Source organism: Sphingomonas flavida (assembly GCF_036663655.1).
Lineage (GTDB): Bacteria > Pseudomonadota > Alphaproteobacteria > Sphingomonadales > Sphingomonadaceae > Sphingomonas.
This window is the reverse complement of the sequence record NZ_JAXOJH010000052.1, coordinates 1-1,148: the sequence shown is the minus strand read 5'-3', so window position 1 is coordinate 1,148 and position 1,148 is coordinate 1. Positions and strand designations below refer to the sequence as shown.

Here is a 1,148-nt window from a genome sequence, read left to right as displayed (position 1 = left end):
CTGGAGGAGGCCGCCACCATCGACGGCGCCTCGCGCATCGGCATCTTCTGGGGGCTGGCGGTCCCGCTGTCCATGCCGGCACTGATCACGGTCGGGGTGCTGGCGTTCGTGGGCTCCTGGAACGCCTACCTGCTCCCCTTGCTGCTCCTGCAGTCCGAGATGCGTACGCTCCCTCTCGGCGTCGCTGACTACTCCACCCAGTACTCCGCGGACACGGCGGGCGTCTTCGCCTTCACCACGATCGCGATGATCCCGGCGCTCGTCTTGTTCCTGGCGCTGCAGCGACGCATCGTCGGAGGGCTGCAAGGCGCCGTGAAGGGATGACCAAGATGAGTGCGAGGACGCCGGACCGGCACAACGGCGGCCGGGTGACGATGCAGCAGGTCGCCGCCGAGGCGGGCGTGTCCGTGTCGACGGTCTCGAAGGTCCTCAACGGCCGCTACGGCGTCGCGAGGCACACGTCGGAGGCCGTGACCGAGGTCGTCAACCGGCTCGGCTACGAGGCCAGCCTGATCGCGCGCAGCCTGCGCAACACCCGCACCAACGTCCTCGGCGTGCTGGTCGCCGACTTCGAGCCCTTCAGCACCGAGGTGCTCAAGGGAGCGGCCGACGCGATCCGCGGCACCGGCTACGAGCTGGTCGCCTACTCCGCGGGCGGTCGCGTCGACGAGCAGGTCGGCTGGGAGCGCCGCTACCTCTCGCGGGTCATGGGCACCCTCGTCGACGGCGCCGTGCTGGTCACCCCGACCGTGACCGACGTCAGCTACGACGGCCCGGTCGTCGCCGTCGACCCGCACACCGGACGGTCCCCGCTGCCCTCGATCACCGCCGACAACCTGCAGGGAGCACGGCTCGCCGTCGACCACCTGTTGGGCCTCGGCCACCGGCGGATCGGCATGCTCACCGGGCGCCCCGACCTGGTCTCCGCCCGGCTGCGTGAGCGCGGCTACCGCGAGGCGCTGGCCGCTGCCGGCGTACCCCTCGACGACGACCTGGTGCGCCTCGGCGCCTTCGAGCCCGAGCAGGGACGGGTCGGCGCGCGTGAGCTGCTCTCGCTGCCCGAGCCGCCGACCGCGATCTTCGCGGCCAACGACCTCTCCGCGCTGGCGACGCTCGAGGTCGCGGCCGAGCTCGGGTTCGACGTGCCC

General features: G+C 72.0%; 2 protein-coding genes. Both read left to right on the top strand.

The window, feature by feature from the left end:
• The coding region (locus U1703_RS19065) for a carbohydrate ABC transporter permease (RefSeq protein ID WP_332786973.1) at nucleotides 1-324 on the top strand (324 nt) is incomplete at its 5' end.
• The coding region (locus tag U1703_RS19060) for a LacI family DNA-binding transcriptional regulator (protein ID WP_332786972.1) at nucleotides 321-1,148 on the top strand (828 nt) is incomplete at its 3' end. The genes U1703_RS19065 and U1703_RS19060, both read left to right, overlap by 4 nt.